Origin of the sequence: Mesorhizobium sp. M0159 (assembly GCF_040322295.1) — a bacterium.
Lineage (GTDB): Bacteria > Pseudomonadota > Alphaproteobacteria > Rhizobiales > Rhizobiaceae > Mesorhizobium.
On the sequence record NZ_JAMYTF010000009.1, the window covers coordinates 157473 to 179150 of the forward strand.

Genomic DNA, 21678 nt, shown 5'->3' on the forward strand with positions numbered 1-21678 from the left:
GTCACGCCGGCCGTTCGTAGGTTCCGACCAGCTCCGTCTCCTCCAATGCGTGTTTCTGGGCTTGCTTCCAGACCTGATGCACGCCCGCCTTTCCTGGTACGCTGAGGCTCGGCACATCGAGCGCGGCCAGCAGGAAGTGGTAATGGTGGACGCCGTGCCCTGCAGGCGGCTGCGGACCATCGTAATACGCATTGCCGAAATCGTTGGTGCCTTGCCTGAGTGCCGACGGGCCGGGCTTGCCGTCTTCGGCCTCGGCTAGTCCCCCGGCATCCGGCGGGATGTTGAACACCGCCCAGTGCCCGAAAATCCCGCTTGGTGCATCGGGATCCCGCACGACAAGAACAAGGCTCTTGGTACCATCCGGGACACCGGACCACTTCAGCGGCGGCGAGACGTTCTGGCCGTCACGCGCATATTTTTCGGGAAGTCTTCCGCCTGCCCGGAACGCCGGGCTGATAAGGGTGAGTGGCATTGCTATTTCCCCAAGGAGGTTGCGACCGAGAAGCCCGCGCCTGCGCCGTTCACGCCGCTTGCTGAGCTTCGGCGACTCGTCTTATCTCGCCTGGCAGGGATTCCCAGACCTTGTGCATCTGTCCTTCTCCGACGTGATGGGCGAGCACCTTGGACACGACCCTGAATGCATCCTTGGAATCGACCGGACGGGTAAATTCCAGCTCCGCCTTGATCTTGGCCAGAAACTCGTCGAGCGACCGCATCTTCTCGGGAGCTTTGGAAGGCTGATATTGGTCATAGAAGGCGCCGCGCACCAGGATCGGCAGCTGCGAGCCGAGGTGGGCTGCAAGATCCGGCTGCATACGGTCGCGCAGGGCGTGCAGCACCGCTCCGAGAACGTGCCAGGCGACCTGCCGATCCGGTCCAATCTCGTCCATGATCTCGTCGAGCCAGATGTTCGTGGTCTGCAGTGTCTTGTCGAATACGTCGAGTCCGGTGGCATTCATCGAAATCCTCCTTCCGTTCAAATCCGACTAGGTGATGTGACCAAACAGCCGTACCTGCCCGTTGTTCCCCGACGCGCATGTCCTGATGCGCATTTATTGTCGGAGGTCCCGTCATGAGGGAATTCGGGCCGGCTTTTGCCGCTGTTTTTCGACCACCTTTCTTGGCCGGCACTCGGAACATCCTCATGGGTGGACGAGTTTTGTTTGCCGTCGCCGATCACATGGTGACGAGTGATGCAGACACAAAAAACAGGAGAAGAACCATGGCACATCACGATTTGGCGCCCCGGACGCCATCGCGCAGCCTCTATCCATCCGCGCGCGACCCGCTCACGTCATTCCACCGGCAGATTGACCGCCTGTTCGACGACTTCTTCGCGCCGATGGCCGAAGCGACTACGGCCGGCGATCTTTGGCCGAGCGTCGACGTACATGAAACAGACCAAGCCTATAAGGTCACCGCCGAATTGCCGGGGCTCGAGCAGAAGGACGTTGAGCTCAAGCTGCGCGAAAACACCCTCTTTATTACGGGCGAGAAGCGTTCGGAGCACAAGGAAGGCGAAGGCGGCCGCACCTACAGCGAACGCAGTTATGGCCGGTTTCAGCGGACCATCCCACTGGAAGCGGAGATCGATGCCGACAAGGTGCAGGCCACTTTCAGGAACGGCGTTTTGGTTGTCGAGCTTCCGAAGAACCCCGCTGCAAAGGACAAGACACGCCGCATAGAAGTGAAAGCGCGATAGTTGCCAAACTGAAGGCTGCCTGAGCAGGCGGCGTTCAGCCCAGATGGAGAAGAACGGCGAGCACGGCGGCAACCGCCCAGGCGAGCGTCTAGCGCCGGGGATCGTCCGTCGCCTCGGAAACGCCTTCGAGAGCGATCTTGGCGGCTTCCTCATCGGTCCGCCCGAGGTCGGCCAGGGCAATGACGCCGACGAGGCGCTTGTCGTGATTGATCACCGGAAGACGACGCACCTGATGCTTGGCCATGATCTTCGCCGCATCGGTGATATCGGCGTCGTCGAAGCACCAATAGACATGCTCGGACATGACCTCGCGAACGGTCGTGTTGCCGGCTGAGCGCTCCTCGGCGACGCCGCGCATCACGATGTCGCGGTCCGTCACCATGCCGACCAGCCTGTCATTCTCGCCGACCGGAAGGGCGCCGAGATTGTCGGCCCGCATTTTCCGGGCGGCATCCCTGATTGTCGTGTTCGGGCCGACCAGTTCGGTCCGACGGCTCATGATCTCCTGAACTTGCATGGGATATTCCTTTCCCTGATTGCTGAGGCAACAAGCCGCCAAACGCGCCTGCTGCCACGCATCGCTAGATTGCCAGCTGGCCGGACGAGGCATGTACGGATCACTATCTTCGATCTTCCCGATCCGCGCTGAGCCGCGTGCCGGTGCCGGCACCTCGCGATCGAAACTATTCTTGGAACGTCCAGGCAGCGAGCGAGTTCCAAAATGGTACCGGTGCCGCAGCCATCCCACGGAATGTGGCCGCAGGCTGGTGAAAAAACATCCACCGGGAAACAGATGCACGCGGATTGAAGGTCATGGCTATCATCTTTTCAGATCGCCGCGAGGCCGGGCGGCAACTCGCCGGGGAACTCGTTCGCTTTGCCGGCCGCGACGATGTGATCGTATTGGCGCTGCCCCGAGGCGGCGTGCCGGTCGGCTACGAGGTCGCGCAGGCACTCAAGGCACCGCTCGACGTCTTCGTCGTGCGCAAGCTCGGCGTCCCCGGTCACGAGGAACTGGCCATGGGGGCGATCGCGCCCTCAGGTGTACGTGTCCTGAACGACGAAATCGTCAACGGTCTCGCGATCCCGCCACATGTCATCGACGCGGTCGCTGCAAAGGAGGAAAAAGAGCTTCTGCGCCGCGAGCACCTCTATAGGGACGGGCGACCCCCACCGCAGTTGAATGGACGAACCATTATCCTCGTGGATGACGGGCTTGCGACCGGATCGACCATGCGGGCCGGGATCAAGGCGCTGCGAAAAAACCACGCCGCCCATATTGTCGCGGCCGTTCCCGTCGGTAGCCCCGACACTTGCGACGCGATGCGGGCGGACGCCGACGAGGTCGTTTGCGCGACGACACCAGAGCCATTGCTGGGTGTCGGGCGCTGGTACGTGGATTTCTCGCAGACGAGCGATGAAGAGGTCCGCGCGCTCCTCGCCAGGTCCGTGCCCAAGCCTGCGGCTTCCCACAAGCCTGCCGCTTGCGAAGAGGAATTGGCTGGGCGCGCGAGCGCGGGTCCCGCGCCTGGCACCAGATCGACATAGCGGAGGTGGATATGGACCGGGATAGCGAGCACGTCGTGCATGTTCCCGCGGGGCTTGTCACGCTTGAGGGCAATCTTTCGTTGCCCCCGGATGCTCGCGGCCTTGTGCTCTTCGCCCACGGCAGCGGAAGCAGCCGCCACAGCCCGCGCAACCGCCACGTGGCCGAAAGGCTGAACGAGGCGAACCTCGCCACCTTCCTCATCGACCTGTTGACGGCCGAAGAGGAGCGGATCGACCAGGTCACGGCCGAGTTGCGCTTCAATATCGGACTGCTCGCCGACCGGCTGGTCGGCGTCACGGATTGGCTCGGCGCCTCGCCGGACACGTCGGGGTTGCGTCTTGGCTATTTCGGCGCGAGCACGGGCGCCGGTGCCGCCCTGGTGGCGGCGGCCGAGCGGCCCGACCAGGCCGCGGCCGTAGTTTCGCGTGGTGGCCGGCCCGATCTTGCAGCGCTCGCCCTGCCGCGCGTCCGGGCGGCGACCTTGCTCGTCGTCGGAGGCGCGGACAAGCAGGTGATCGCGCTCAACCGCTCGGCGCTGGCGGCGCTCCACTGCGAGAAGGAGCTCGCCATCGTCCCTGGCGCGACGCACCTGTTCGAGGAGCCCGGCGCCCTGGACGAAGTCGCGGGTCTGGCGAGCCGATGGTTCTTGCGCCATCTGATTTCGGACAGATCGGCGTCGACGTCCTGACAGCTGGGGCTTGGATCATCAGTGCCGGGATCATTTGCGTCCTCAACGCGTTATGATCCTCATAAGACCGCGCGCAGCTGCAACCCGAATGGCTGTCGCAACCCGCATGTGGGAGAAAGACAATGCCGGACAAGAAAACCATCGAGAAGGCCCGAAAGGACAAGCGCGAGGGCAAATCGCCGAGCACACAGGCCGGCGAGTTCGTGCACGAGGAGATCGATAAAATCCGCCGCGGCGAGCACGGCGCGCGCTCGACCCAGCAGGCCATCGCCATCGGGCTTTCCGAGGCAAGACGCGCAGGCGTAGACCTGCCCCCGCCCAAAAAGGGCAAGGTGAAGGAGAGCACGCGCAAAAGCGCCGAATACGCCTATGAGGCCGGCCAGGGTGAACGCACGCCGAAACGCCGCCCGCGGGTCTCGAAAGCCGTCTCCAAGGTGCTCGAGCACGAGCCGAAGAGCACGGCGTCGCACGCGGCGCTGGCGCAGCAGGCGAAGCGTGCGGCCTCGCGCCGGACGGCTGAGGAGCGCTCGGCCGCCGCCAAGAAGGCCGCCGAGACGAAAGGCGCCAGCGGAAGGAAGGCGGCGGCGCAGAAGGCCGCCAGAACGCGCGCGCACCACGCATAGTTCAAAGACGGCAGTTCGCCTCCTGGAAATCCGATATGGCCCAAACGACCGGTATCGAGCTCTGCCCCGGCAGCGCGGGACAACGCCGCTGCCCAAGGCGAACCAGAGCCTGCATCCGCGGGACAACATCGACTTCGAAATCACCGCTGACGACACGGTGGCGCTGAACGAGCAATACTCGTCGCTCGCAATGCTGCCCGACGCGTGACACCGACCGGAGATACTCGGCGGCAAGGGCAGCGGGAGACCGGTCAGGAAAGCGCAGCCTGCTTCTTGAGCATGATGCGTATCGCCCATAACGCGGGGAACTCTGATCATGACCTCAACTGCCAGCACGACAATGCCGCGAGCCACCACGCAGACGAGACATATCGCTTTGCTCGGCGCGCCCTCTAATCTTGGGCTGATGCCGCAGGAGGGTGAGCCGGAGCCCGGCGTGTGGAAGGCGCCGGAGGCACTTCAATCGCTTGGTCTCGCCGACCGTTTGGGCGCCGGTCCGTTGCGCTCGGTTCGGGCTCCGCTTTATCGGCCTGAGGTGGATCCTGCGACGGGCGTGCGCAATGCCCAGGCCCTGCGCCAGTATTCCAAGACGCTTGCCGAAGCGGTCGACGAGGAGCTGAACTCGGGAGGGTTCCTGCTCATGCTCGGCGGCGATTGCAGTGTGTTGCTTGGCCCTGCGCTCGCGCTACGGCGTCGTGGCCGCTACGGCCTTATCTTCGTCGATGGGCACACCGATTTCAAATTGCCGGATACCTCGCCGTCAAAGGGAGCCGCGGGCATGGATTTGGCCTTCGTGACCGGCCATGGCCCGACGCTCCTGACCGATTTCGGCGAGCACACTCCTTTGGTCCGTGAGGCCGACGTAGTCGCGTTTGGCTATCGCGATGTGCAGGACCCCGCGACTTACACGTCCAAGGCCGTCTTCGACACCGATGTTCACCGGATGGATTTGGCTGAAGTGCGGCGGCGCGGCTTCGCCGATGCGGCACGCATAGCGCTTGACGCGGTCGCAGGGCAGGACGTCGAGGGTGTATTCGTTCACTTCGACGTCGACGTGCTGGACAGCGAGATCATGTCGGCTGTCGATTCGCCGGAGGCCGGCGGTGTCTTGCCCGACGAAGCTGTCGAAGCCCTTCGCACATGGTGCAACGATCCACGCGTGATTGGGATGGAGGTGACGATCTATGATCCCGACCGCGATCCGGATCGTCGCTGCGGCAAGCTGCTGATCGACATTCTGGTCGCTTCCCTTCGCGGCCGGTAGACCAATGGGAGTCCTGCACTTGTGCACGAACGCAATCCGCCGGCACGAATGGCCGTCGGTCTGACGGATCGCCGCGCGCACCCATTCTGTGGTGCTACCTCATCGGGAACCGTTCTCAACGAACATGGTTCCGAGTGTGCGACCGAAGCATTCGGCTTCTTCTACCCGGCTATCGCCAAGGAGATTCGCCATGACCGGCAAAACCCGTCCCACCGTCCTGATCACAGGCAGCAGCGGGTTTCTGGGCCAAGCCATCGCTCGCGGCTTGATGGAGCGCTACGACATCATCGGCCTTGATGTTGCCAGACGATCCTTGCCCGGCGTCGAGACGATCGAGATCGACCTTACCTCGGACGCGAGCGTGGCGAAGGCACTGGCCGAGGTGCGCGAGCGGAGCGGCGGCCGCGTTGCCTCGGTGATCCATCTCGCGGCTTATTACGACACGACCGGCGAGGATAATCCGAAATACGGCGCGGTGACCGTCGAGGGAACGCGCCGGCTGCTGAACGCGCTGAGAGGGCTCGAGACGGAGCAGTTCGTGTTTTCGAGCACGTTGCTGGTGCATGCGCCGAGCCCGGCAAAGGGCGCCAGGATCGACGAGCGATCGCCGATCGATCCGGCCTGGGCCTATCCGAGATCGAAGGCTGAGACCGAGACGCTGATCCTGAAAGAGCACGGCCACGTCAAGGTTGCGATCCTGCGACTGGCGGGCGTCTATGACGAGAATTGTCACGCGGCCTTTATCGCCCAGCAGATCGCCCGCATTTTCGAGCGCATGCCGACCGCCTATCTTTTCACCGGCGACATCACCACCGGCCAGCCCTACCTGCATCTGGACGATCTCGTCGACGCCGTGGTCCGCACCGTCGACCGGCGCAGCGCGCTTCCCAACGAGACCGTACTGCTGATCGGCGAAGAAGAGACGCCGTCCTACGACGAGATGCAGAAGCAGATCGGGCAGCTCCTGCACGGCGAGACCTGGCGGACCCTGTCCCTGCCGAAAGAGGTGACGAAGCTCGGCGCCTGGATGCAGGAGAAGGTTCTCGACCAGGAGACCGACATCAAGCCATGGATGATCGAGAACGCTGACGATCACTACGAGATCGACATCTCCCGCGCCAGGCGCCTGCTTGGCTGGAACCCGCGACACAGCCTGACCGCTACCTTGCCGGAAATGATCCGGCGGCTGAAGGCGGATCCTACCGACTGGTACAAGAAGAACAAGCTTGAACCGTCGGCGGTCGCCGCTTCCGCGCCCGAGCTCGACCAGGCCGCCGAACGGCTGCAGCGCCCGCTCGAGCGCTCGGACGACGAGGTCGAGGCGGAAACCGAACGCCACCGGGCCGCAACGCTCTGGGCGCCGCTGACCAACGTTGCGATCGGGCTGTGGCTCGTGGCGTCGCCCTTCACGCTCGGCCTGTTCGATCCCGCTTCAGCACCGATTCCGCCGGCGCTCGGACATGAGATCGCCTCGCCGGAGACGCGCGACGGCAGGCTCGGCATCAGTGAGATTGTATCCGGCCTCGCCATCCTGTCGCTGGCGCTTGTCGGCATGCGCCGGCGCTGGCACGGGCTGCAATGGATCACCGCCTCGATCGGGGTTTGGGTGATGTTCGCGCCGCTGCTGTTCTGGACCACCAGCGCCGGAGCCTACGCGACCGACACGTTGGCCGGCATGCTGATCGTCGCGTTCGCGGTGATGATCCCGCCGACGCCGGGTATCAGCCGGCGTGCCCTTGCCGCCGATGACGACCGCCCGCTCGGCTGGAGCTATTCGCCCTCCCTCTTCACCCAGCGCATTCCCATAATCGGCCTCGCCTTTGTCGGCCTGTTCGTCTCGCGCTATCTCGCTGCCTATCAGCTAGGGCACATCGACAGTCTTTGGGATCCGTTCTTCGGCCCGGGCGAAACGCCGGCCGGCAATGGCAGCGAGGCGGTGGTCACCTCCTGGGTCTCCAAGGGTTTTCCGATCGCCGATGCCGGGCTGGGCGCCTTTGCCTATGCGCTGGATATCCTCGCGGGCGCGATCGGCGATCGCCGCCGCTGGCGCACCATGCCGTGGATAGTGCTTTTGTTCGGTTTGTTGGTCGTTCCGCTCGGTGTGGTCAGCGTCGGCTTCATCATCATCCAGCCACCGCTCATCGGGGCGCTGTGCACGCTCTGCATCGTCCAGGCCGCCGTCACGGTCGTGCTCATCCCCTATTCGGTGGACGAGGTGCTGGCGAGCTGCCAGTATCTTTGGCGTGCGAAACAGGCGGGAGAGCCGTTCTGGCGCACATTCTGGTGCGGCGGCCCGGCGCTTTCGGAGGACCAGACGCCGACGCCGGATCTCGACCGGTCGCTATCGGCAGTGGCGCGGGACTTCATCACCGGCGGTGTGAACTTCCCGTGGACCCTTGTCGCCAGCACGCTCGCCGGCGCCCTGCTGATGATCACGCCGCTTGTCTTCGGCACAAGTCCGCCGCTCTACCTTAGCGATCATGTCACCGGTTGCCTCATCATCATGATCGCCGTTACTGCGATGGCCGAAGTGGCGCGCGCCGTCCGCTTTCTGAACATCGCGCTTGGAGCCTGGATTGCCCTCTCTCCGTTCATCCTCGCCGGCGGCGCGGCCGCGAGCCTCGCCAATCTGGCGATCGGAGCGCTGCTGGTCGGGCTCAGCCTGCCGCGCGGCACGCGCAGCGCTGCGCATTATGGCGGCTGGGACCGGGCCATCGTCTGAGGATGTTCAGCAGCGCTGGACGATCGGCCAGGTGACTGCAAAGATTGATCCGCATCAACCTGTCGAACATATCGAGCGGGAAGTCGGCGAAAGGCGCAAAGGCGGCCGTACCCTTCCAACTTGAATTTTCCGCGTATCTGGGTTTCATAAGTCGGCAAATAACTTAGGGAGGAATTTCAACATGATAAAAAGGGCAATTCTCGGCGCCGGCATCCTCGCCGCCGGTATGTGGGCCGCGTCGTCATCGGCGTCCGCCGAAAGCCTGACCATGTATTGCGGCGTTGACGAGGTCTGGTGCCAGCAGACGGCGCGGGCGTTCGAGGAGAAGACCGGCATCACCGTCAATATGACCCGCAAGAGCGCTGGCGAAATCTATGCGCAATTGCGCGCCGAGGCCGCCAACCCAAAGGCAGACATCTGGTGGGGCGGCACCGGCGATCCGCATCTGCAGGCAGCCGAGGAGGGCCTGACAGTGGAATACAAATCGCCGCTGCTCAACCAGTTGCAGCCCTGGGCGATCAAGCAGGCGGAAACGTCCGGCTACCGCACGGTCGGCATCTATTCGGGTGCGCTGGGCTTCGGCTACAACAAGGATTTGCTGGCCAAGAACAATCTGCCCGAACCGAAATGCTGGGCCGATCTGATCAAGCCCGAATACAAGGGGCACATCCAGGTCGCCAACCCCAATTCCTCGGGGACCGCATACAATATGCTGGCGACCATCGTTCAGCTGTTTGGTGAGGACAAGGGTTTCGAATACATGAAAGCCCTGCACAAGAACGTCAACCAGTACACCAAGTCGGGTTCGGCGCCGATCAAGGCCGCCGGTCTCGGCGAGACCACCATCGGCATCGTCTTCATCCACGACGCCGTGTCGCAGGTCGTCGCAGGTTTCCCGATCGTTCCGGTCACCCCTTGCGAGGGAACCGGCTACGAGATCGGCTCGGAATCGATCATCAAGGGGGCGCGGAACCTGGAGGCTGCGAAAAAATTCTACGACTGGGCGCTCGAGGCCGACGTCCAGTCCATGGCGCAAAAGGCGGGGTCGTTCCAGGTTCCGTCGAACAAGGCGGCAAAAACCTCCGACAAGGCGCCCGACCTCTCCACCATCAAGCTGATCGACTACGACTTCAAGAAGTACGGCTCGAGCGAAGAGCGGAAGCGGCTGCTGAAAAAATGGGACGAGGAGGTCGCATCGCTGCCGCAATAGCAGATGCGCTTCCGCGAAACCCGCTGGCCGATTGAACCGGTCGCCGTCCTTTGGATGGCGGTCGGATGGCTGGGGTTTGCCGTGCTGCCCTGGTACGGCATCGAGGACGGGTTCTTCGGCTTTTCCTGGCTGTTCGACGGTTACCCGTCCGACAGCGAATTCGCGCCGGCACTGGTTCTGGCCCTCAAGGGCGAGAAACTGTGGCTGGCGCCGCTCGGCCTGCTGCTGGCGGTGCCGCTGCTTCTGTGGGGCCGCACCAAATCCGATCCGGTTTTCAGCCGGCTGCTGATCATTGTCGGCGCCGCCGGATTTGGCTGGCTGTTGTTCCAGGGCTTCGCCATCGGGCTGCGCGGTTGGCAATTCGGCTGGCTCACCAGCCTGTTCGGCGAACTTGGCGACCGCCAATTCGGCATGGGCTACGGCGCCTTGCTGGTCAGCGGTGCCTTTCTGTTCCTTTTCACCCTGGGTGTTGCCGCGCGCGGCGCCGTCTCTGGCGACGTCTTCGTCGTCGGCTCGATCGGCTTTGTCGTCGCCATGGTTGCCATTTTCATCTTCATGCCGATCCTGATGATGCTGGCCAATGCCATGCAGACCGACGACGGCGGCTACTCGCCTGTCGCGTTCCTGGCCAAGCTGTTCAGTTCGCGGCTGTGGAGCCTGGCTTGTCTTGCCGGCGGCAGCCGCTGCGGCGTGGCCTGGAATTCGCTGCTGCTGGCCGTGCTCGTCGGCCTGCTGACCATGTTTCTGGGGCTGGTGTTCGCGCTGGTCGTGACCCGTACCGGTTTCCGCCACGGCAAGCTGGTCCGCGCCCTGACCGTGTTGCCGATCATCACGCCGGCTTTCGTCATCGGCCTTGCCATCATCTTGTTGTTCGGACTGTCAGGGGCAGTGACGCAGAGCGTGGCCGGTCTCTTCGGTTTCCAGCCGACACGCTGGGTATATGGACTTCCCGGCCTGCTCATTGCCCAGGTTCTCGCCTTCACGCCGATCGCCTTCCTGGTGCTGATGGGCGTCGTCGAAGGCGTCAGCCCGTCCATGGAAGAGGCCTCCCAGACGCTCCGAGCCAGCCGCTGGCAGACCTTTTGGACCGTATCCCTGCCGCTGATGCGGCCGGGCCTTGCCAACGCCTTTCTGCTCGGCTTCATCGAGAGCATGGCCGATTTCGGCAATCCGCTGGTGCTGAGCGGCAATTACGACGTGCTGTCGACAGAAATCTTCTTTGCCATTGTCGGCGCGCAGAACGATGCGGCACTTGCCGCGATCCTGGCGCTGGTGCTGCTGGCCTTCACGCTCGGCGCCTTTTATGCGCAGCGCTTCTGGATCGGCAGGCGCTCTTACACCACCGTCACCGGCAAGGGCGACGCCGGCGTCCATCCGCGCTTGCCTGCCGGGCTGACATACGCGCTCTATGTCATCGCCGGACTGTGGACGGCATTCACCGTAGTGGTCTACGCGGTGATCTTCTATGGCAGCTTCGTCAAGCTGTGGGGGGTCGACCAGAGCCTGACACTGGAGCACTACCGGAAGGCGTTCTCCGTCGGCTGGAACGAATTCGGCATCCACTGGTCGGGCTCGGCATGGAGCTCCTTTTGGACGACCATGGAGATCGCGCTGATATCGGCGCCTCTGACGGCCGGGATCGGGCTTCTGACCGCCTATCTTCTGGTCCGCCAGAATTTCCGCGGCAAGAACGCCTTCGAATTTGCGACCATGCTCTCGTTCGCGATTCCGGGAACCGTCATCGGCGTCAGCTACATTATTGCCTTCAACGTGCCGCCGATCGAGCTGACCGGGACCGGCATCATCCTCGTACTGTCGTTCATCTTCCGCAACATGCCGGTGGGCGTGCGCGCCGGCGTCGCCTCGATGTCGCAGATCGACCGTAGCCTGGATGAATCCTCACTGACGCTTGGCGCCAACTCGTGGCAGACCTTCAGGCGCGTCATCCTGCCTTTGCTGAGATCGGCAATGCTGGCGGCGCTCGTCTATTCCTTCGTGCGCGCCATGACCGCGATCAGCGCCGTCATCTTTCTGGTCAGCGCGCGCTACGATCTCTCGACCAGCTACATCGTTGGACGTGTCGAGAACAATGAATACGGCATCGCCATCGCCTATTCGACGGTGCTGATCGTCGTCATGCTGATGGTAATTGGCTTGATGCAGCTGCTTGTCGGCAGCCGCAATATCGGCCGGCGCGGCATCCAGCAGGGCGACGGCGGCTGGAGCGTGCGCACCAATGTCAGCCTGCCCGGAACGGCCGGCGGCCCGACCACAATAGCAGGAGCCGGGTGATGGCCGAAATTCGCAGCAACGCCGCCTCGGTAACCTTCGACCATGTCACCAAGACATATCCGGGCGCCAGCATGCCGGCGGTCGACGACATCTCGCTTGCGATCGAAGCCGGCAAGCTGGTGACGCTTCTCGGGCCCTCCGGCTGCGGCAAGACGACGACGCTGCGCATGATCGCCGGCCTTGAAATGCCGTCCAGCGGCCGCATTCTGATAGGCGGCAAAGATGTCACCCGCCTGCCCGCCACCGACCGCGACGTGTCCATGGTTTTCCAGTCCTATGCACTGTTTCCGCACATGACGGTGATGGAAAACGTCTCCTATGGCTTGCGCTTCTCCGGCCATGACAAGAAGGAGGCTGCGTCTCGGGCCCGTGCCGGGCTGGAATTGGTCGGCCTGACCGGTTTCGAGGCGCGTCTGCCAAGCGAGCTGTCGGGTGGCCAGCAGCAGCGCGTGGCGGTGGCGCGCGCGCTGGTGCTCGAACCGCAAGTGCTGCTGTTCGACGAGCCGCTGTCAAATCTCGACGCCAAGCTGCGCCGGCACGTGCGCGAGGAAATCAGGGAAATCCAGATCAAGCTTGGGCTGACGGTGGTCTATGTCACACACGACCAGGAAGAGGCGCTGGCGGTTTCGGATCGTATCATCGTCATGAACAAAGCGGTGATCGCACAGGACGGCACGCCACGCGAACTCTACGACGCACCGGCCAACGCTTTCGTCGCCGACTTCATCGGCGAAGCCAATATCCTCGATTGCGAGGTGGTTTCGGTAGAAGGTGATGAAGCTGCCGTCCGGCTGGGTTCGCTGGCCTTGAAACTGCCGGCGCGAGGCCAGCTGGTCGGCCCGGCGAAGCTGGCCGTCCGTCCGAGCCGCATCGAGATCGGCCCTGCCGGTGCACCACGGACGATCGCGGGCAGGCTGGAAAAGGTCACCTATATCGGTAGCCATCTCGAGCTTGTCATCGCCACGCCGCACGGCCAGGTGTTTGCAATATCGCACAACATCGATGCGCCGTTTCAGGCAGGCGACAGCGTCGGCATCGGCTTTCCGGAGCGCGGACCGGTTCTGATCAAAGCTTGAAGGATTGCACGCAGAGCTGGCGGACCTGGGCGAACACACCGCTGCCGGCGCAAATCACCAGCGCGCCGTTTTCCAGAACCGTCTTTGGGTCGGGCTTGACGATCGTGCCGCCGGCTTCTTCCACCAGCAGCATGCCTGCCAGGCAGTCCCAGGCGTTCATATGCTCTTCGACATAGCCGAGCAGCCTGCCGGCGGCCGCATAGGCGAGCATCAACGCGCCGGATGCGTTACGGAAAAACACGCCGCCTTTTGAAAACAGCAAGCCGATGAGCGTTGCGACGTTTTGCATTTCGGCGCGGTTGGAAAAGCCGGTGCCCAACGAGCCGTCGGTCAGGCTGGTGGCCGCGCTTGCCCTGATCGGCTTGCCGTTGAGAAAAGCGCCGCCGCCCTTGCGGCAATGGAACGTTTCGCCGGTAGAGGGCTCGTGGATGACACCCACGACAGTGTCGCCGTCCTTGGCGCAGGCGATGACCACGCACCAGGCCGGGATGCCCCGCACGAAGTTCGCGGTGCCGTCGATCGGATCTATCACCCAGACATGCCCGCTCGATCCGGTGACCGAGGCATGCTCCTCGCCGACAATTCCATCGGTCGGGTAGGCGGCTTTCATTGCCGCACGGATGAACAGCTCGACCTCGCGGTCAGCCTGCGAGACCATGTCCTGATGACCTTTGCTCTCGATGGCGAGGCTGTCGAGGTCGCGAAAATACTTCAGGCCGAGCGCGCCGGCGCGCCGCGCGAGATCGATGGCGAACTGTTCGCGCGTTGCTGTGTCGGGTGTCATGATATCCTTGGGATGGCGAATGTGATCTGAGGAAAATACCCCAGCCAGAGAAGCTTAGCGGTGAAGATAAGAGTGTGCAAATGACGAGCCCTGCCTTTTGCGGGGCGGGCCCGAGGCCGACCGATCTTCCATGCGCCCGACAGCGACAGTCACGCTCATACGGGTCCGGTCATGTCGCCGTCGACATAGATCATCTGGCCGGTCATGAAGCTCGACGCGTCGGAAACCAGGAAGATCGCGGCACCGCCCAGTTCATCGACCTCGCCCACGTTGCCAGCGGCCGACCAATGCCGCGGCTCAATCCGGAAATTAAGGCGGTTTTACCGGCGAGGCCGAACAGGCCCGATAGGTCATCAATGCTTTGTTTCCCCAGAGATGCGGCCAGAGACAGGCGATCGAGGCCCCTGCCGGACATCGTAGGCGCGGACGATCGTTGTCAGCAATGGCGAGATTGCCGGCGATAAACGCCTATCCCCGCCAGGCACCTTCGCGGCGCAGATCGTCCATCGTGCGCGAAATGCCTTCGCGCAGGATCGACACCATGTCGTCGATCTGGTCGCGCGTGATGATCAATGGCGGCGACATCACGCGCATGTTGATCAGTGGCCGGACCAGCAGGCCGAGCTCGTGGCAATGCGCGTCGATGCGCTCGGCACCTTGATCCGCCTCGCTTATGACCCCGAGGCTCTGCTGGCGATGGCAGACTGAATAATTCTTAGCGCAGCAATGCGGCCGGCGACGATGGCGCCCTCGACGTAGCCCGGAAATGATGGCGACAGCTCCGACGAGGCGAAATGGATCCGCGACGCGCCGGCGCGGATAATGCGTTCGGCATCGGTTGCCGTCGCATCGACGATCAGATCACTGTAACCGCCGCCGCTCCAGCGATCCCCAGTCCAGTCGCGATAACTGAGATCGATGATGCCGGCCGCCTCGATACCGAGCGCCTCTTCCAGCTTTGACGTCACCTTTGCGCGCAACGCCGCGTCGTCCAGATCCCGCCAGCGCTGCGCCAGCGGCCCGCCGATGAAGACGACAAGGGCTGCGTGATCCTCGTCCCTGCTGGCATCGCAGGCAAAAAGCCCGTGCGGGTCGCGCCACATCACCATGCCGCTCAAGCCCCTGTCGCGCCAGAAAGCCTTGGGGTAGCGCACCAGCATTTTGATCACCGCGCCGCTTTGCCAGACGCCGAGGGCTCTCTTCAGCACAGCCGGCAGCGGCGGCACGAAATCCACTCTCGAGGCCATCATCGGCGGTACGGCGACCAGTACCGCTCGTGCCTCGATCGCGCCGGCAGGCGAAACGACGCGAACCCCTCCCGGCCCGTGCTCAATGGCCTCGACAGCTGTATTCAGCCGCAGTCGATCGCCGAGATCCCGCGCAAGATCATCCGCTAGCGAATGCATGGTTTCGCCCACGAAATACTGCAGCTCCGACACCTCGTTGGTGATGCGGCGATCATTGTCGATCAAGTACCACAGCGGCAGCCTTTCCATTGCCAGGCACCACAGGCCCTCGATCATCGACCGAAAGGCGGCCTTCGCATCGTCGGGATCGGCCTGGCGATCGAGCCATGCCGCGACCGTCAAGCCGACAATGGTCGGGTCGGTCGGTGCGATCGCATTCATCCGCTCGCGCATTCGCATCGCGGTGCCGTTAGTGCGCCCGGCTTGCGCCTCGCTCATTCGCGGCTGCGTGACGAATTCGCCTGCGACATGGGTCTCGACCAATGTCTTGCCGCGCGCTCGCACCAGCGCCATTAATTCCGGCATGTCTTCGCACAGGAACTGGCCGCCGCTGTCGATCCGCTCGCCGAGCCCGTTCTGCACGGCTTCGACGCGGCCGCCGACACGGTCGCGGGCTTCGAGCAGCACGACATCGATGCCGGCGTGGTTCAATTCACGCGCGGCCGACAGGCCGGTGAAGCCGGCGCCGACGATGGCCACATCGGCTCGTTCAATCTTGAACTTCATTAGCCGGCCTTGCTCTTCTCGAATGTCAGGGGCCGGATCATTGTCTTCATTGCTGGTCCACCCTCTTTTTGATGGTTCACGCCGGCCTGCCACCGCGGGCTGCAGAGTTCGGATAGTGCTTGGGGAATGCCGCAGACAGGAACTCGTTCGCGGCCTGCAGCGCCGTCTCGCGTGTGGCGTCCTCGGTGCCCATCATCAAACGCAGCCACAGACCATCCAGCATGGCGCTGAGCGCCAGCGCCATGACTTGCGGCTCATAGGCATAGAAGCCGCTCTGCTTGAGCGCCGCGCAAAGATCGATGAAGATGTTCTGGTAGACGGCATCGCGTGCGCTGCTCAGCGCCTGATATTTCGGTCGCGATTTGGCCTCGCCCCAGAAGGCACACCAGGCAGCCAGCTTGCGCTTGTTGCAGATCGAGCGGTCGAAATCGGCCGCCACCAATGCCTGCAACTGGCAGGCGGGATCATCGCCGGCCTTTTGCAAGGCGCTGCGCCAATGCGCCGAATACTCGTCATACATGTATTGCAAGGTCGCGACGAGCAGCTTCTCCTTGCTCTCGAAATGGAAATTGACGATGCCGCGAGACAGGCCGGCGCCGTCGGCAACGTCGGCCATCGTCGTCTCCGAATAGCCGCGCTTGGCCAGTGAATCGATCGTCGCTTCGATCAATTGAAGCTGCCTGGTCTCTTTCGACGCCTTGCGGCCGCGCTTATCGGAATCGCTTTTTCGCGCCGGTTCGAGGAGGGCTTCGCGCGCCTCTGTTGTCTTCATCGGGGTGATGGTCTCCAGCATCGCCGGCTAGCCGATCGGCTTCGGCCGCGAAGATCAGTGGGACGGTGTTTGCCACTGTCAAGCACCTTCTGCACGGCTGCCCATATTCGAATGTTCTCGTCGAGATTGCATCCTTGGAGAAAACGACGTCGAAGGCACCGTCGGCGAAAGGCAGCGATCCCGGCGATGCAGACCAGATCAGCGCCGCCGAGCCCGCCTGCAGCGGACCTTGGGTCGAGATCTACGCCAGGCGCGAGCTGCAATATCAAAAGCTGCTGAGGCGTGCCAAACTGGCGCCGCGGCTGGTCATCAAACTCGACCGCCGCACCAGTCCGCCCGCGGATTTCTAAATATGGCCGACGACACCGACAGTCCCGAACTCGACACCGAAGCCGCCGAACAGTGGCAGCTGATCAACACGCCGCTCGGCGAAAAATGGTCGGGCCGCACCCGCTATGCCGCGGCCATGTTCTTCTACAAACGCGGCGAGATGAACGCCGAGACGCTCGAGGTCTACCGCATCTGCGCACGCCTGGATTCGACGGATCCGCTGCCGATCATCCGTGATCGCGGCATTGGCCAGGACTGGCTTAAACGCATGGGTTTCGAATAGTCCGCCCCCAAAACGCGTTCCGGTCAAGCCGGCATCACCCGCTTAGCCGATGGTCCTTTCCAGCATGCCTAGCCAGTTGCGATAGGCGATCTTCTCGATCAGCGCGCGCCCGAAGCCGCGTGCCGCGAATGCGTCGAGCAGTCTTGGCAGGCCGGCAACATCGCCTATCACGGCCGGGATCATGGCGCCGTCGAAATCCGAGCCTAGGCCGACGCCGTCTTCGCCCAGCGCCTGCAGCAGCGAATCGACATGGCGCACCATGACGTCGAGGCCGGTGTCGGCGTTCATCCTGCCGTCCTCGCGCAGGAACCCGGTGGCGAAGTTCAGCCCGACCATGCCGCCGGAGTCGCGGATCGCGCCGAGCTGCCATTCGGTGAGGTTGCGCGAATGGCCGCAGATCGCGTGCACGTTGGAATGGGTCGCGACCAGCGGTGCGTCGCTGATCTCGACGACGTCGCGGAAACCTTTTTCGTTGAGATGCGAAAGATCGATCATGATCTTCAGCTGGTTGCAGGCTTTCACCAGCGCCTTGCCGGCATCGGTCAGCCCCGCCCCTGTATCGGGCGATGACGGGAAACGGAACGGCACGCCGTGGCCGAAGGCATTGGGACGGCTCCAGACGATACCGAGCGAGCGCAGGCCGGCTGCGTGGAGAACGTCGAGCAGGGTGAGCTCAGGGTCGATCGCCTCGACCCCTTCGATATGGAAGACCGCCGCGATCGAGCCTTGCGCCATCGCCTTCCTCACATCGCCGGCGCTGCGGCATACAGTAAGTGCCGAAGCCCGCTCCAGCCTGAACAGGATCGAGGCCATCGCTACGGTGGAGTTGAGCGCATCGGCGCGCGGAATCTCGGGTGGCAAGGGCTCGCTGTCGCTCGGCGCCAGCGGCACCGCGCCGCGTTTGGATTTCTCGACAGGCGGCGGGAAGATCGCGAACATGCCGCCGGCAAACCCGCCTTTCTTCGCGCGCGGCAGGTCGATGTGGCCACCTGGCGTCCCCTCGACGAACAGCTTTTCGACGTCCGCATCCTTCGACTGGTAGAGCCGGAGCAGCGTGTCGTTGTGGCCGTCGAAGACGGGAACGAGATCGGATTCGGTCATGGAGGGCCATTCGGTTGAAGTGGTCGGGCCGCGGACGGCGAGCCGGTTGCTGGCAATACTTAGGCAAGGTTGGCGCTCTGCGCAAATCCCGCATGTTGCCGCTGTGTTTGTACGCCTCCAATGGCCAAAGGGGCACGCGGTAAAGCCGCGCACCCCTTCTCCTGTCATTCATCGAGGGGCTGTGCTTACCGCTTCAGCACGTCCGCCCATTCCGGATGGCGGCGGAATTGGGCATTGGCGAACGGGCAAAGCGGGATGATCGTCTTGCCCGCCGCACGTGCATCCTCGACGGCACGGGTGACCAGGCGAAGCCCCGCGCCCTGGCCGCGAAATGCATCCGGCACTTCGGTATGGTCGATGATGATCTGGTGCTCGCCGATCTTGGTGAAGGTCATCTCAGCCTCGGCGCCGCCCGGCCCACGCAGGAGGTAGCGGCCCTTCGAGCCGCGGTCCTCCATCTCGATCTCGGGCAATAGGTCAGACATGGCTTGCGGTCCTTTCATCCGGCGCAAGGGCGAACAACCGCCGCGCCGCCTCGATCTCGCTCGGCCGCACCTCATGGCCGCCGTCATGCCACTCGACTGTGACATCGGCGCCATCGGCGCGCAAATAGGCTTCAAGCCGCGCCGTCAAATCAGGCGGACAGATCGGGTCCCGCCTGCCGGCGGTGACCAGGATGCGGCTGCCGCCAAGGCTGCCCTTGACCTCCGGCTCGAACGGGATCAGCGGATGCATCAGCACCGTTGCGTCGAACAGCGACGGTTCGGCAAACAGCACCGAGGCCAGGATGTTGGCGCCGTTGGAGTAACCGAGGCCGAGCACCGAAGATGGCCTTGCCGTCTCGACATGTGCCTTGACGAAGCCGGCCATCTTGTCCGTCGCTCGCGTGATGTCGCCCATATCGTAAACGCCCTCGCCGGTCCGGCGGAAGAAGCGTGCGGCGCCTTGTTCCGAGACATCGCCGCGCGGAGCGACGATCGTCGCTTGCGGCGCGAGATCGCGTCCAAGCGACAGAAGCTGGGCCTCGTCGCCGCCGGTGCCATGGAAGACGAAGAGCAGCGGTCCATCAGGCGAACCGGGCAGCACTTTGTGAATATACGAATCCTTGCTCATGACCTTGCCCTCAGTCTTCCAGTTTCTGCAGATGCTGCTCGAGATAGGGCCGCAAATGCTGGTGTTGCGACGGCAGCTTCAGCGCCTCGCCAAGATGGGCGGTATCCTCGTCGCGGTCGAAGCCCGGCTCGTTGGTGGCGACTTCGAACAGCACGCCGCCCGGTGTGCGGAAATAGATCGCCCAGAAATAATCGCGGTCGATCACCGGCGTCACCTGATAACCTGTATCGAGCAGCGCCTTGCGCACTTCGATCTGCTTGGCGCGGTTCTCGACGGCGAAAGCGACATGGTGGACCGAGCCGGCGCCGAGATTGGCGAAGCCGGCCCCTGGCAGCGATTCGATATCGACGACGTCGGCGCCGTTGCCGTTCCTCACCGCCAGCCGCCTGACGTTGCCGGACTTGTCGACCTCCTCATAACCCATGAATTTCAGCAGCTCTTCGGTGGCGCCGCCATCTTTCAGCCTGAGCGACACCGAGTGAAAGCCGCGGATCGCCTCGTCGGTGGGAATGCCACCCTTGGCCCATGGCGCACGGTTGTCCGCTCTGTCCTCGACCAGCGCAAACCCGTCGCCGTCGGGACCGGCGAACGCAAGACGCTTCTCGCCAAACGTCTCCTCGCGGGACAGCCCAGTGACACCTTGCTCGGCAAACCGTTTCTCCCAATAACCGAGCGTGCCTTCGGGCACCGAGTAAGCGGTGGTACCGACTTCGCCGATTCCATGGCGGCCTTTGCCGATGTTCGGGAACGGGAAGTAGGTCATCACCGAGCCGGGCGTGCCGACCTCGTCGCCGTAATAGAGGTGGTAGACATCGGGTGCGTCGAAATTGACGGTTTTCTTGACCCGCCGCAGACCGAGCGTCCCGGTGAAGAATTCATTGTTCTGGCGCGCATCGCTGGCCATCGAGGTGACGTGATGCAGGCCCTTGACTTGGTCGAGCATGTTTCTGCTCCTTTCCTTGTGCCGGTGCGGCCCTTGCCGCTGTCCACGCAAATATGAGCATCCGCCTCCTGGCCGCAAAGGCGGCAAACACAGAATGGACTGTGCTGTTAAAGTGAACGACGAAGCAGGTTTTGTTCACCATTCGGCAAACTGGACCGGCTTGCATACTCGCCGAAATTGCGCTCCATGAGCGACGCATGTAGCCAGCATGAGGATACAGCGGTTGAGTGGAAAACGCCCCAATATTCTCCTGATCACCTGCGACCAGTGGCGGGGCGACTGCCTGTCAGCTGCTGGCCACAAGGTGGTAAGGACGCCGAATGCCGACGCGCTGGCTGCCGAGGGCGTTTTGTTCCAGAAGCACTATGGCGGCGCCGCACCTTGCTCGCCGGCGCGCGCCTGCCTCTACACCGGCCTCTACCAGATGAACAATCGTGTCTGCCGCAACGGCACGCCGCTCGACGCCCGCCACGGCAACATAGCCCTCTGGGCACGCGCCCTCGGCTATGATCCGACGCTGTTCGGTTATACCGACATGGCGCGCGACCCGCGCACGCTGGCGCCTGGCGACCCGCAGCTGAAAAGCTATGAAGGCGTGCTGCCCGGCTTCACCGTGCGCCAGCTTCTGCCCGAGCACCAGAAGCCCTGGCTGTCATGGCTCAAGGCGCGCGGCGTCGATGCCGGCGCCGGCTCCCCCGCCATTCACCGCCCGGCGGGCGAAATCCTGGAAAACGACGGCGCGATCAGCAACGGTCCGCCAATCTATTCGAAGGACGAGACGCCGTCGGCCTTCCTGGCCGGCGAATTCATCCGCTGGCTCGGCGAGCAGGAGCGCGATGCCCCGTGGTTCGCGCATCTTTCCTTCATCAGCCCCCACCCGCCCTTCATCGTGCCAGCGCCTTACAACGCCATGTACGATCCGGCCATTGGTCCAGCTTTTGACCGCGCCGAAAGCTGGCAGGCCGAAGCAGCAAGCCACCCTTATCTCGCCTATGAACTTGACCGGCAGGAACGGTCGAAATTCCGTCCCGGCTCGGAGGGCAAGGTGCGCGACTGGGGCGACGACAATTTTCGCCGCATCCGGGCGCTCTATTACGGCATGATCTCGGAGGTCGACGCGCAGCTTGGCCGGGTCTGGCAAGCGGTCAAGGCGGCCGATGCATGGGACGACACCGTCATCGTGCTGACCTCCGACCACGCCGAGATGATGGGCGACCATTTCATGCTGGGCAAGGGCGGCTTCTTCGACTGCA

Annotated in this window: 23 protein-coding genes and 1 pseudogene; 12 read left to right on the forward strand and 12 right to left on the reverse strand. The window is 63.4% G+C overall.

Going from position 1 to position 21678, the window contains the following annotated elements:
- Position 1: 1 nt before the first annotated feature.
- Complete coding sequence (locus NKJ32_RS12795; RefSeq protein WP_352570612.1) at positions 2 to 472, reverse strand: YbhB/YbcL family Raf kinase inhibitor-like protein; 471 nt, start codon at positions 470 to 472, stop codon at positions 2 to 4.
- 49 nt (positions 473 to 521) lie between these two features.
- Positions 522 to 959 (reverse strand): DUF2267 domain-containing protein, encoded by a 438-nt coding sequence (locus NKJ32_RS12800; protein ID WP_023677864.1) that lies wholly within the window; start codon positions 957 to 959, stop codon positions 522 to 524.
- Positions 960 to 1072: 113 nt separating this feature from the next.
- Between NKJ32_RS12800 and NKJ32_RS12805 the strand changes: the two genes are divergently transcribed.
- Positions 1073 to 1702: an Hsp20/alpha crystallin family protein gene (locus tag NKJ32_RS12805; RefSeq protein ID WP_352570614.1), complete on the forward strand. Its 630-nt coding sequence runs from the start codon at positions 1073 to 1075 to the stop codon at positions 1700 to 1702.
- A gap of 88 nt (positions 1703 to 1790) precedes the next feature.
- Here NKJ32_RS12805 and NKJ32_RS12810 read toward each other — a convergent pair whose 3' ends face one another.
- Positions 1791 to 2219 (reverse strand): CBS domain-containing protein, encoded by a 429-nt coding sequence (locus tag NKJ32_RS12810; RefSeq protein ID WP_023677862.1) that lies wholly within the window; start codon positions 2217 to 2219, stop codon positions 1791 to 1793.
- 296 nt (positions 2220 to 2515) lie between these two features.
- Between NKJ32_RS12810 and NKJ32_RS12815 the strand changes: the two genes are divergently transcribed.
- The 8 genes from NKJ32_RS12815 to NKJ32_RS12850 all read left to right on the forward strand — a co-directional run bounded on the left by NKJ32_RS12815 (position 2516) and on the right by NKJ32_RS12850 (position 13126).
- Positions 2516 to 3250, forward strand: coding sequence for a phosphoribosyltransferase (locus NKJ32_RS12815; protein WP_352570615.1), 735 nt, complete (start codon positions 2516 to 2518; stop codon positions 3248 to 3250).
- A gap of 11 nt (positions 3251 to 3261) precedes the next feature.
- Complete coding sequence (locus NKJ32_RS12820) at positions 3262 to 3939, forward strand: dienelactone hydrolase family protein (protein WP_352570616.1); 678 nt, start codon at positions 3262 to 3264, stop codon at positions 3937 to 3939.
- 122 nt (positions 3940 to 4061) lie between these two features.
- Positions 4062 to 4562: a DUF6496 domain-containing protein gene (locus NKJ32_RS12825; RefSeq protein ID WP_352480832.1), complete on the forward strand. Its 501-nt coding sequence runs from the start codon at positions 4062 to 4064 to the stop codon at positions 4560 to 4562.
- 316 nt (positions 4563 to 4878) lie between these two features.
- Positions 4879 to 5826: an arginase family protein gene (locus tag NKJ32_RS12830; RefSeq protein WP_352827728.1), complete on the forward strand. Its 948-nt coding sequence runs from the start codon at positions 4879 to 4881 to the stop codon at positions 5824 to 5826.
- 190 nt (positions 5827 to 6016) lie between these two features.
- Positions 6017 to 8548 (forward strand): NAD-dependent epimerase/dehydratase family protein, encoded by a 2532-nt coding sequence (locus NKJ32_RS12835; RefSeq protein WP_352570618.1) that lies wholly within the window; start codon positions 6017 to 6019, stop codon positions 8546 to 8548.
- A gap of 181 nt (positions 8549 to 8729) precedes the next feature.
- Entirely contained in the window at positions 8730 to 9758 is a 1029-nt protein-coding gene (locus tag NKJ32_RS12840) for an ABC transporter substrate-binding protein (RefSeq protein WP_352570620.1), read from the forward strand.
- A 3-nt stretch (positions 9759 to 9761) separates the two neighbouring features.
- The gene (locus NKJ32_RS12845) at positions 9762 to 12050 is read left to right on the forward strand and encodes an ABC transporter permease (protein WP_352754608.1); all 2289 of its coding nucleotides are present in this window, start codon (positions 9762 to 9764) and stop codon (positions 12048 to 12050) included.
- Positions 12050 to 13126, forward strand: a complete 1077-nt coding sequence (locus NKJ32_RS12850; protein ID WP_352589796.1) for an ABC transporter ATP-binding protein — start codon at positions 12050 to 12052, stop codon at positions 13124 to 13126. Before NKJ32_RS12845 ends, NKJ32_RS12850 begins: the two co-directional genes overlap by 1 nt.
- On the opposite strand, the gene NKJ32_RS12855 is transcribed toward NKJ32_RS12850, so the two are convergent.
- The 5 genes and pseudogenes from NKJ32_RS12855 to betI all read right to left on the reverse strand — a co-directional run bounded on the left by NKJ32_RS12855 (position 13116) and on the right by betI (position 16676).
- Positions 13116 to 13910 carry an inositol monophosphatase family protein gene (locus NKJ32_RS12855; protein WP_352570624.1) on the reverse strand — a complete coding sequence of 265 codons (795 nt, stop codon included), beginning with the start codon at positions 13908 to 13910 and terminating at the stop codon, positions 13116 to 13118. The two genes, NKJ32_RS12850 and NKJ32_RS12855, sit on opposite strands and share 11 nt — an antisense overlap.
- A gap of 155 nt (positions 13911 to 14065) precedes the next feature.
- Positions 14066 to 14212, reverse strand: a complete 147-nt coding sequence (locus NKJ32_RS12860) for an SDR family oxidoreductase (protein WP_502896713.1) — start codon at positions 14210 to 14212, stop codon at positions 14066 to 14068.
- A gap of 166 nt (positions 14213 to 14378) precedes the next feature.
- A pseudogene (locus NKJ32_RS12865) lies at positions 14379 to 14561 on the reverse strand (aspartate aminotransferase family protein); the annotation flags it as partial.
- Positions 14562 to 14581: 20 nt separating this feature from the next.
- Positions 14582 to 15883 carry a flavin monoamine oxidase family protein gene (locus NKJ32_RS12870; RefSeq protein ID WP_352589800.1) on the reverse strand — a complete coding sequence of 434 codons (1302 nt, stop codon included), beginning with the start codon at positions 15881 to 15883 and terminating at the stop codon, positions 14582 to 14584.
- Between the two features lie 76 nt (positions 15884 to 15959).
- Positions 15960 to 16676 (reverse strand): transcriptional regulator BetI, encoded by a 717-nt coding sequence (gene betI / locus NKJ32_RS12875; protein WP_352891294.1) that lies wholly within the window; start codon positions 16674 to 16676, stop codon positions 15960 to 15962.
- A 113-nt stretch (positions 16677 to 16789) separates the two neighbouring features.
- On the opposite strand from betI, the gene NKJ32_RS12880 reads away from it, so the two are divergent.
- Complete coding sequence (locus tag NKJ32_RS12880) at positions 16790 to 17005, forward strand: hypothetical protein (protein WP_352574940.1); 216 nt, start codon at positions 16790 to 16792, stop codon at positions 17003 to 17005.
- A 2-nt stretch (positions 17006 to 17007) separates the two neighbouring features.
- Positions 17008 to 17268 (forward strand): hypothetical protein, encoded by a 261-nt coding sequence (locus tag NKJ32_RS12885; RefSeq protein ID WP_023678557.1) that lies wholly within the window; start codon positions 17008 to 17010, stop codon positions 17266 to 17268.
- Positions 17269 to 17310: 42 nt separating this feature from the next.
- Here NKJ32_RS12885 and NKJ32_RS12890 read toward each other — a convergent pair whose 3' ends face one another.
- The 4 genes from NKJ32_RS12890 to NKJ32_RS12905 all read right to left on the reverse strand — a co-directional run bounded on the left by NKJ32_RS12890 (position 17311) and on the right by NKJ32_RS12905 (position 20425).
- A complete protein-coding gene (locus NKJ32_RS12890) occupies positions 17311 to 18369 on the reverse strand; it encodes a dipeptidase (RefSeq protein ID WP_023678556.1) in 1059 nt (352 codons plus the stop codon).
- 185 nt (positions 18370 to 18554) lie between these two features.
- Positions 18555 to 18854: a GNAT family N-acetyltransferase gene (locus tag NKJ32_RS12895; protein ID WP_023678555.1), complete on the reverse strand. Its 300-nt coding sequence runs from the start codon at positions 18852 to 18854 to the stop codon at positions 18555 to 18557.
- Positions 18847 to 19482, reverse strand: coding sequence for an alpha/beta hydrolase (locus tag NKJ32_RS12900; RefSeq protein WP_023678554.1), 636 nt, complete (start codon positions 19480 to 19482; stop codon positions 18847 to 18849). The genes NKJ32_RS12895 and NKJ32_RS12900 overlap by 8 nt, the downstream gene beginning before the upstream one ends.
- A gap of 10 nt (positions 19483 to 19492) precedes the next feature.
- Positions 19493 to 20425, reverse strand: a complete 933-nt coding sequence (locus NKJ32_RS12905; protein ID WP_352574845.1) for a VOC family protein — start codon at positions 20423 to 20425, stop codon at positions 19493 to 19495.
- Between the two features lie 223 nt (positions 20426 to 20648).
- Between NKJ32_RS12905 and NKJ32_RS12910 the strand changes: the two genes are divergently transcribed.
- A partial coding sequence (locus NKJ32_RS12910) for a sulfatase-like hydrolase/transferase (RefSeq protein WP_502902687.1) occupies positions 20649 to 21678 on the forward strand: 1030 nt, incomplete at its 3' end.

Bases quoted from the DNA above. Each gene is read 5' to 3' on its own strand.
- NKJ32_RS12795 (WP_352570612.1), bottom strand. From the start codon at position 472: ATGCCACTCACCCTTATCAGCCCGGCGTTCCGGGCAGGCGGAAGACTT.
- NKJ32_RS12800 (WP_023677864.1), bottom strand. From the start codon at position 959: ATGAATGCCACCGGACTCGACGTATTCGACAAGACACTGCAGACCACG.
- NKJ32_RS12805 (WP_352570614.1), top strand. From the start codon at position 1,073: ATGAGGGAATTCGGGCCGGCTTTTGCCGCTGTTTTTCGACCACCTTTC.
- NKJ32_RS12810 (WP_023677862.1), bottom strand. From the start codon at position 2,219: ATGCAAGTTCAGGAGATCATGAGCCGTCGGACCGAACTGGTCGGCCCG.
- NKJ32_RS12815 (WP_352570615.1), top strand. From the start codon at position 2,516: ATGGCTATCATCTTTTCAGATCGCCGCGAGGCCGGGCGGCAACTCGCC.
- NKJ32_RS12820 (WP_352570616.1), top strand. From the start codon at position 3,262: ATGGACCGGGATAGCGAGCACGTCGTGCATGTTCCCGCGGGGCTTGTC.
- NKJ32_RS12825 (WP_352480832.1), top strand. From the start codon at position 4,062: ATGCCGGACAAGAAAACCATCGAGAAGGCCCGAAAGGACAAGCGCGAG.
- NKJ32_RS12830 (WP_352827728.1), top strand. From the start codon at position 4,879: ATGACCTCAACTGCCAGCACGACAATGCCGCGAGCCACCACGCAGACG.
- NKJ32_RS12835 (WP_352570618.1), top strand. From the start codon at position 6,017: ATGACCGGCAAAACCCGTCCCACCGTCCTGATCACAGGCAGCAGCGGG.
- NKJ32_RS12840 (WP_352570620.1), top strand. From the start codon at position 8,730: ATGATAAAAAGGGCAATTCTCGGCGCCGGCATCCTCGCCGCCGGTATG.
- NKJ32_RS12845 (WP_352754608.1), top strand. From the start codon at position 9,762: ATGCGCTTCCGCGAAACCCGCTGGCCGATTGAACCGGTCGCCGTCCTT.
- NKJ32_RS12850 (WP_352589796.1), top strand. From the start codon at position 12,050: ATGGCCGAAATTCGCAGCAACGCCGCCTCGGTAACCTTCGACCATGTC.
- NKJ32_RS12855 (WP_352570624.1), bottom strand. From the start codon at position 13,910: ATGACACCCGACACAGCAACGCGCGAACAGTTCGCCATCGATCTCGCG.
- NKJ32_RS12870 (WP_352589800.1), bottom strand. From the start codon at position 15,883: ATGAAGTTCAAGATTGAACGAGCCGATGTGGCCATCGTCGGCGCCGGC.
- betI (WP_352891294.1), bottom strand. From the start codon at position 16,676: ATGCTGGAGACCATCACCCCGATGAAGACAACAGAGGCGCGCGAAGCC.
- NKJ32_RS12885 (WP_023678557.1), top strand. From the start codon at position 17,008: ATGGCCGACGACACCGACAGTCCCGAACTCGACACCGAAGCCGCCGAA.
- NKJ32_RS12890 (WP_023678556.1), bottom strand. From the start codon at position 18,369: ATGACCGAATCCGATCTCGTTCCCGTCTTCGACGGCCACAACGACACG.
- NKJ32_RS12895 (WP_023678555.1), bottom strand. From the start codon at position 18,854: ATGTCTGACCTATTGCCCGAGATCGAGATGGAGGACCGCGGCTCGAAG.
- NKJ32_RS12900 (WP_023678554.1), bottom strand. From the start codon at position 19,482: ATGAGCAAGGATTCGTATATTCACAAAGTGCTGCCCGGTTCGCCTGAT.
- NKJ32_RS12905 (WP_352574845.1), bottom strand. From the start codon at position 20,425: ATGCTCGACCAAGTCAAGGGCCTGCATCACGTCACCTCGATGGCCAGC.